The organism is Paraburkholderia hospita, assembly GCF_002902965.1.
GTDB lineage: Bacteria > Pseudomonadota > Gammaproteobacteria > Burkholderiales > Burkholderiaceae > Paraburkholderia > Paraburkholderia hospita.
On sequence record NZ_CP026108.1, the window covers coordinates 963930 to 971216 of the forward strand.

The 7287-nt window shown below is 56.7% G+C and carries 4 protein-coding genes and 2 pseudogenes; 4 read left to right on the forward strand and 2 right to left on the reverse strand.

Annotated features, from left to right (window positions below):
* The first annotated feature begins 223 nt into the window (after positions 1-223).
* The 4 genes and pseudogenes from C2L64_RS55500 to C2L64_RS55510 all read left to right on the forward strand — a co-directional run.
* Positions 224-388 (forward strand): DUF3303 domain-containing protein, encoded by a 165-nt coding sequence (locus C2L64_RS55500; RefSeq protein ID WP_407671970.1) that lies wholly within the window; start codon positions 224-226, stop codon positions 386-388.
* Positions 313-498 (forward strand): annotated as a pseudogene (locus tag C2L64_RS56520) (DUF3303 domain-containing protein); the annotation flags it as partial. The gene C2L64_RS55500 and the pseudogene C2L64_RS56520, both read left to right, overlap by 76 nt.
* A 526-nt stretch (positions 499-1024) precedes the next feature.
* Entirely contained in the window at positions 1025-1198 is a 174-nt protein-coding gene (locus C2L64_RS53860; RefSeq protein ID WP_158660653.1) for a hypothetical protein, read from the forward strand.
* Positions 1199-3477: 2279 nt separating this feature from the next.
* A pseudogene (locus C2L64_RS55510) lies at positions 3478-3594 on the forward strand (reverse transcriptase domain-containing protein); the annotation flags it as partial.
* A gap of 471 nt (positions 3595-4065) precedes the next feature.
* Here the strand turns inward: C2L64_RS55510 and C2L64_RS48790 are convergent.
* Positions 4066-5085 carry a ParB/RepB/Spo0J family partition protein gene (locus C2L64_RS48790; RefSeq protein ID WP_103154327.1) on the reverse strand — a complete coding sequence of 340 codons (1020 nt, stop codon included), beginning with the start codon at positions 5083-5085 and terminating at the stop codon, positions 4066-4068.
* Entirely contained in the window at positions 5082-6308 is a 1227-nt protein-coding gene (locus tag C2L64_RS48795) for a ParA family protein (protein WP_103154328.1), read from the reverse strand. The genes C2L64_RS48790 and C2L64_RS48795 overlap by 4 nt, the downstream gene beginning before the upstream one ends.
* Between the last annotated feature and the right edge of the window lie 979 nt (positions 6309-7287).

Below are 7287 nucleotides of genomic sequence, written 5' to 3' on the forward strand. Positions count from 1 at the left end.
CGTCATACGTGGCAGCACAGTGAACGCAGCCTGTGACTGCAACTTCGCGATTGGCGGAAGAGACGCCTCGCACCTGAAAGGCCAAGGGGCGTGTCATGCCGCAAGGACCAGGCCCTGACACAAAGTCGATCTCCGCGTTGCATCCACTCGCCACAGTCCGCCGTACAAGAAAGCGCAACTCGCAACTCGTTGCCCTTGTACAAAGGAGGTAATCATGAAGTTCATGCTGACGTTCACCTGGACACCCGACGCCCGTATTCGCGAAGAAGCTATCGAGCGTTTCCAGAAGACGGACGGTCTTCCACCAGCGGGCGCCACGTTACTCGGGAGATGGACCCGGGCGGACCTGAGCGGCGCGGTTTCGATCTGCTCGAAGCCGAAGACCTGAGGAAGGTGATTGAATTCGCCTATATGTGGAGCGACCTGATGAAACGGGACATCACCCCTGTCGTGGAGGACGACGACCTGCACGCCGTTTTCCGGACTGTCACCAGGTAGTGTGCGTCGACCAGACTCGACGCAATCCATGCGAGAATCCGATCCGGATGCCGCTGGACGAAATGCCCTTGTCCAGCGGCAACTTCCTTGAGCATCGCATTGGCACGCCAGTATGGCAAATGAGTTGCCCACTTCCCGGAGTGATGCACCTGGTCAGGGCTTTGGACAAGGGATGGACCACACGCCGCCGCGTCTGCGCGGTCCGCTGGCAAGCGCACGACCAAAACAGTGGACTCTTCACCGTCACCTTGCCGCAGACGATGCGCGGCACCGGCGAGGGACTGTCCTTGTGCTTCACGGCCGCACCGCGGCTCCGACAATGGCTTTCGCTTAACAGGCGCCCATGCACCTGTTTCGAAATGAACTCGGCCTGCACTTTTGCCAGCAGCGACCCCGCCCTTCCGCGAGAGTCAGGCCCAGTTCGGCGAGACTGCAGTCGGGGCGCTCCATCACGGCTAATAGTCCGTCACCCTCCTCGGTCGTGTCGCGGACTCCGTCGGCTCACCTTGTTTCGATGAGTAACCGCATGGCTTGCGTTCGCGTCGAACCCGATCCATCAACGCGGCACGCGATCGGCACCGCCACCCTAAGCGGACAGCACCACGGGATCTTCATCAACTTCGATCCGTTCTCGGCGATGGCCTGCCTTCACGCGCAGCATGCCGGAAGCGCCGATCCCATTCGCAGCCGGGCGCTCTGACGGACCCGTCGCTTGGTCGCAGTCACGTAAGCGGCTCAATTACGAATAACGTATTAAATACTACGTTTTCGCATCGTAAGTACACGGAGCGGTGCCGACGTGGGCCACAGAGGAACAACGAACGCCTGCCGATCGTTTTCCGTGAAACATTTGACGGACAACTCGAATAAAGTTCGCTAGATCAATGATTTATAACCTTCTATTCGACGCCACCGGATGTTTCACGGACGACCGCCCGGGCATCGCTGGCTGTTTGACATTACCGCCCACAATGTTGAAAGTTTCGGGCATCGTCATCAGTTATGTTTGGGAAATTTTCAGCGCCATCGTCGGGATCGCGTGTGGCTCGGGGTGTATCGCGTGAGCGCCCTACTCTCGCGCCGGCGTACCACCCACGCTCGGGACGCTGGCTGTGCTGGAAACGTTCGCAGGCGAAGCGTGATTCGCCGACTCCGCACGTTAGCCGACCTGATGTTCAACCTGCCTGCTTCTTCCTGCTATGACGATGTACCGTGCCAGGCGCCCTGCCCGCGTGCCACCACGAGCAAGTCCAATCCCGCTTCGGGCGTGGCCGAGGAGGCGGTCGTCGCGCGGCTGCTAGCTGCGAAAGCGACCGGAGCGCAAGAGACCTGCGACGCCGATCCTCGCACAGCACCGGGTCGAGGCACGGTGCCTGTTCTAGTACGCACAGGCAGGATCGACTCGCGAATCTCCGGCTTGACGCGGGCGATTTCGACGCATAGGTTGGCTTCCCGGAGGTAGTCGCGCTGTCGGGGTTCTCTTTCCCCACCTCCCGAGAGGACGCGTGAAAGACGCCCGACCGCGGCGCGCCCTTGGATTCGGTGAATCTGCCTCTGCCGAGTAGAGGGGCTTGCGGAGAACAAAGGCGATGCACTGCCGCACGGCCAATGTGGTGTCAACGGACAGTCTCGCCGAGTGCCTTTACCGCGCAAAGTGTGAGAAATCTGACACTTAAGTGACAGATAAGCGAACCAGTTAATGGGCGCGGCTAGAACTATCAGTTTTCTGACACAAAACTGTCAGTTTTTCAACGTGTGAGTCTCCCCATAAACCATGACTTTTCGTGATCGGCTACGAGCTCCTGCGAACGTACAAAGACGTTGGCGTCGGGCGTTCTAGATCGGGTTGTCCATGGTCACATCAATCGCCCCATAAACCATGACTTCTAGAGTTCTACGCGGTCTGGACGTCGGAACCTTCCCGACATCTGTTTTGTTATCCTCTTGATTCGCGCATGCACGGGCGACCGCTTGATGGCCCCACCCAATTTCGTGGAACGTCACTGCTCTTAATGCTGTCCCACAGAATGGCAAGTGTGCGAGCCGCAGGCTTGCGAATGCAAAGCCATGACGTTCTCGGATACATTTTCGAGCTTTGGTATTGGGCAAACAACGACGGAACTGTTTTGGTGGTTGATCGGGCTCAGCGCCATGAGAGAGGGATGCGCCTAGTCTCATAGGGACCGCAGTCCATTACTACCCGGCATTCGGGCCCGCTCCGCGCGGTTCGGGAAGTTGAGGTTAGGAGTCGGGGATACACCCAGCCGGTCGAAGCAAGCGGTGGTCAGTATGCGCTTGGGTATCGGTCACTATTGCGCCATCAGCGACAGCTATTCGCTGCCACGTTCATCGCGATCCTCCGAGCCGACTGCACGTACGACTGCGCGGCAAGTACGGGTCGTGCGCTCGCCACCCTGACCGGCAGCCGGTGCTGTGCTCGCTGAAGGCGGGGTCAAGAACTGGCTGCACCATCAGCAGTAGTGCCTGCTGGATCAACCGGTCCGTTACCGTCGGGATGGCGCGCTCGCACTTCCCTCCGCTCGGCTTTGGAATCGTCATCCGCCGTACCGGCCTGGGTCGGTACGACCGCTCCAGCAGTTGATCAAGGGTTGCAGGCCACGCCTTCATCAGAAGACGCCGCGCCTGGTCAATGTCCAAACCGCTCACGCCGGCGGCTCCTTGTTGGCAAGTATCCGTTTGAACGCCCGCTTGAGGTTCTCTCTCGTAAACGCCGCCTGAGGCAGGATTGACCCTGTGCCTGAAGTCAGGGCGCGATTTCGCTTCACGCTTCCTGTCGTGATCGGTCCGCCTTCTCACCGTTGCACTTCGCTTCGATCGCTGTGATCAACTGACGATGGGACTTGCCCCCTGGGGTACGCCGCCTGTGCTGGGCGCACCAATCGGCATAGGGGCCGGCCATGAGGCCGTACCCCTGCCACACCACCCGGCATGCGGGTCCGCACCGGGCGGTTCGGGAACGTTGCGCGACAGGTGGCGGCCAACAGCCGTCGCTGGTGGCGCAGCAGCAGTCAGTTGCTCAACAGTGTGCTGACCAACGCATACTTCGATCGTCTGGGAGTGCCTCGACTCTCATAACTTCAACTGTCTGCCGACGCGCCCAGCGCACGTAGTTCCCTGCCGGATTTACGCCACCGCCCCTTGATCACGAGAGCTTTGCGGCTTCTGGCCCGCTCGCCCTGGTCGGCAACGCCTTCTATCCGGTTCTTGTCCATCGGCTCGCAGTTTCGCTCCACGCTTCCTCCCCACGCTCAGTCACCCTCACGCAGTTGCGCTTCGCTTCGATCGCTGTGATCAACTTGCGGTGGGACTTTCACCCACTGGAGTGCGCACATGCTGGGCGCACCAAAGAAAAAGCCCGATCAAATCGATCGGGCCTTTTTAACTCGGTGAATCTGGACGTTTTATGTCGGTCTAGGCTTCGCGCAAGGACTAATACGCCGGTCCACCGCCCCTCGCTTCACTCATTTTCGTAACCGATTGATTTTCAACAACTTCCAAATTGGATGACTCTTTCCCAAGCGTTGATAAATCGCTAAGTATTTGATTTTATTCAACATCCAAATTGGATGACTGCCTATCATCTGCTTCAAGCTTTGTCCGGATAAACTCCGCGATCCGTTCGCCCCACTCTGCTGCCTTGGCCTCGCTATCTTTCCCCGCGAAACGCAGTCCGACGACACCGCTGCGTACCGAAACATCGCAAAACTTTTTCTTTCCAAGCGTGATCGTTGTAGCCGTCGGCTGAGGTGCTTTCGGACGCGCAGGCGTAGCCAAACTCAAGGCCCTTTCCTGAGTCATCTCCTCCGATTCGACCAGCGTGCGGATAGCCTGCGTGACTTCAAGCTCATGACCTTGCTGCGCCAGCGCGGCAAACTTCGCAGCTGCAGTACCACCGAGCCGATGTGGCTTGGCCGCGATAAACTCCTTCGCAGCCGAGGGGAGATTGTCGAACGACAGAATCCGGGCCACGTGACTCTGCGCAAGTCCGGAAGCCCGAATAATGTCAGCCTGCGTCAGCCCTAAGTTTTCTTGGATGCGCTGAAACTGCCGGTATTTTTCGAAGTCGGGAAGGGAGGGTGCCAGCAGATTTGAGAACGCAGCGCCGAGCTCAACTTCCGTGTCCGTCCCGATGAAGGGCACACCGCGGATTTTCGTACGGCCAAGATCATCTCGGTAAATCGCTACCCGGTTGTTCCCGGAAATAATTTCATTGCGCCCGTCGCCCAGCGGTCGATAAACAATAGGGTGAACAAGAGGATTGGCTTGCAAATTCGCCCGTAGTTCTCCGTACTCCTGTTGCGACAAAACGCGTCGACGGCCAGGGACCTCGATCAAGGTAGAAATCTCGACTTCTTCCGAATATGTGTTGTCAGTGGACTCGAGCTCCTCAATGCGCTTGATTGCGGCTTGGAGTTCTTTCTCCTTCTCGGCCAACAGCGGAAGTGACGCCATCAATTGGCCGGGTGCAGTCTTAGGCCTCCCCGGCGAGTCCTCGCTGCTCTTTTGCGGGCGCGGCGATGTTCCAATTGTTGCAGCCTTCGCCGCGAGACGGTCTTTGATACTCATTCGGCCTCCTGATCTGCAAACCAAAGTGCCACAAGCTGCTGATCGACGATCTCCGCAAATCGATCGTATGCCTCCCGAGCGCGTTGGTAGGTTTTCAAACTTCCTTGGTAACGCGAGATGTCGTACACCGTGCCAAATTCCGCCGCGGCCGTTTGAGTAACGGCTGTTGTAGGGATTTCGATCGGAAGGACGAGACCTTCATAGGTCTTATTGATCCAGTCACGAACGATCGGCGTGGCGGCTTGGCTCTGGTCGACTTTGGCAAGAAGGACATGAATGAAGTCGAAGCTCTTAACGAGTTCGGGCGCTACCTGCTGCATGCTTTCTGAAAGATCCGAAAACAGATTCCAGAATTGCGTCGACGACGCATAGTCGAGCGCGCTTGGTGGGGTCGGGACGATGAGGCCGTCGGCCGCCATGAAGGCATTGATCGTCAGATAAGAAAGGGCAGGCGGCGTGTCGATGATGATGACGTCGTATTCGTCCAACAGAGGCTCAAGTCCCTTATTCAGCACATTCCAGAACTGAAACGACTGATCTTTAGACTGCTTGAACGGCAGGAAAAATTCTGCGCCGAACAACGCGGCGCTCGCCGGAACAAGGTCCACTCCATCCCAGTACGTGGATTGAACAGCATACAGAAGATCTTCCTCGTCGCCATAGATCAACGGAAGCACGGTGTGCTCATCCGCGACCTCGCTGTCTGCAAGGATTCCGTGGAGAGCCGAGAGTGACGCTTGCGGATCGAGGTCAACCAGAAGAACCCTGCGCCCAAACAATGAGAGACCCTGCGCTAAGGTCATGGCGGTAGTGGTCTTACTAACTCCGCCTTTGAAATTGCCGATCGCAATTTTTTTGCCTTTTACGCCCGCCGGACGCTTGGAGTAGGGCCCGATTCGATCAATCCACACCCGCGTTTCGGAAAGCGTAAACTCTCTGCTGCGGCTATGGCGGAGCGTCCCTTGAGGAAGATCGGCCTCGGTCCGCGAAATATAGTGCATTCGCTGCCTGTCTATCCGACACAAATCGCCAACTTGAGCAGTTGTAAAGACTGGGGGATTCTTGCGAGGATGGGGGGCAAGCATGCTTTCGCGCACGTCTACGAGCATTCCACTGGCGTTCTCTGCGATGGCTTTGATTGCAGCAAGTGGCATGGGCTTGGGCGCATGCTTCAACTTTACGGACATCTGCGGCTTCTCAGCACGCCGGACTCCTGTGTTCATCAACGGCTCCCTTATCGATGTTATGACCACCGTCACATGTGTGATTCAACACGTAGAGCAAAAACTAGCAGCCAATGTTGAATTTCGCGGAAGCTTAGTTGTTAACTACCGAAAGCGCAAGCAATTTTGATCGGTTGTCAACTCTGAGAAGCCCACCAGCCGGGGCCTAGCGCCGATTTTGAAGAAATTCCGTTAGGTCTGTCAGCGTAAGGCGAATAGCGATAGACATAGAGCGCGGTCGTTTTCAGTCACAAACAATCCTCTTCGAGACACAACAACTGTTTGTTGTTTCTTTAAAAAACAAAGACTTTAAAAACGTTTACGCTGGCCAGATCCTTTCCTGGTACGGGTTTGACGGTTATCAGGTCATGCTTTATGGGGCGATCGGTCAGGGTTTATGGGGTAGAGCCACGGTTAGCGGTCAGCTTTTATGGGGCAAGAAGTCATGGTTGATGGGGTGAAGTCAGGGTCTATGGGTGCCAATCAGTTAAGACAGTAAGCGATTGATTTAACGAGGATTTTTGAGGTGGTCTGAAGTCAGAGGTCATGGTCTATGGGTGCGAGGTCACGGTTTGTGGGGGAGGAGGCCGCATTTCCCCATAGACCATGACCTTTTCAATGTCTCCATCACAGACCAATTGCGCCTGAGCTGCCTTCATACACTCACTTCAAGACCGATCCGGCGCTGTTCTTCGCCCCACAAACCCTGACCTTACTGAGATCTACGCGCCGTCCCGCCAATGCTCCCCACAAACCCTGACCTTTTGAAACTCTGCACTGGAGAAAGCTCCCCATAAACCATGACCTATCGGTCTTTCCGGAAGTGCCCCACAAACCATGACTTTTGATTGCGCTCGGGATCACATCGAAAAGTCCGGGTTTGTGGGGAGCGGCCAGCGTTAAACGGGAAAAGTCAGAACGTGATGGGTTGCCGGCATGACTTTTACCTCATAGAATTCCGAAAGCCTATGGAGAGCGC

Excerpts from the sequence above, each read along its gene's own strand:
- C2L64_RS55500 (WP_407671970.1), top strand. The coding sequence starts at position 224 with ATGCTGACGTTCACCTGGACACCCGACGCCCGTATTCGCGAAGAAGCT.
- C2L64_RS53860 (WP_158660653.1), top strand. The coding sequence starts at position 1,025 with ATGGCTTGCGTTCGCGTCGAACCCGATCCATCAACGCGGCACGCGATC.
- C2L64_RS48790 (WP_103154327.1), bottom strand. The coding sequence starts at position 5,085 with ATGAGTATCAAAGACCGTCTCGCGGCGAAGGCTGCAACAATTGGAACA.
- C2L64_RS48795 (WP_103154328.1), bottom strand. The coding sequence starts at position 6,308 with ATGAACACAGGAGTCCGGCGTGCTGAGAAGCCGCAGATGTCCGTAAAG.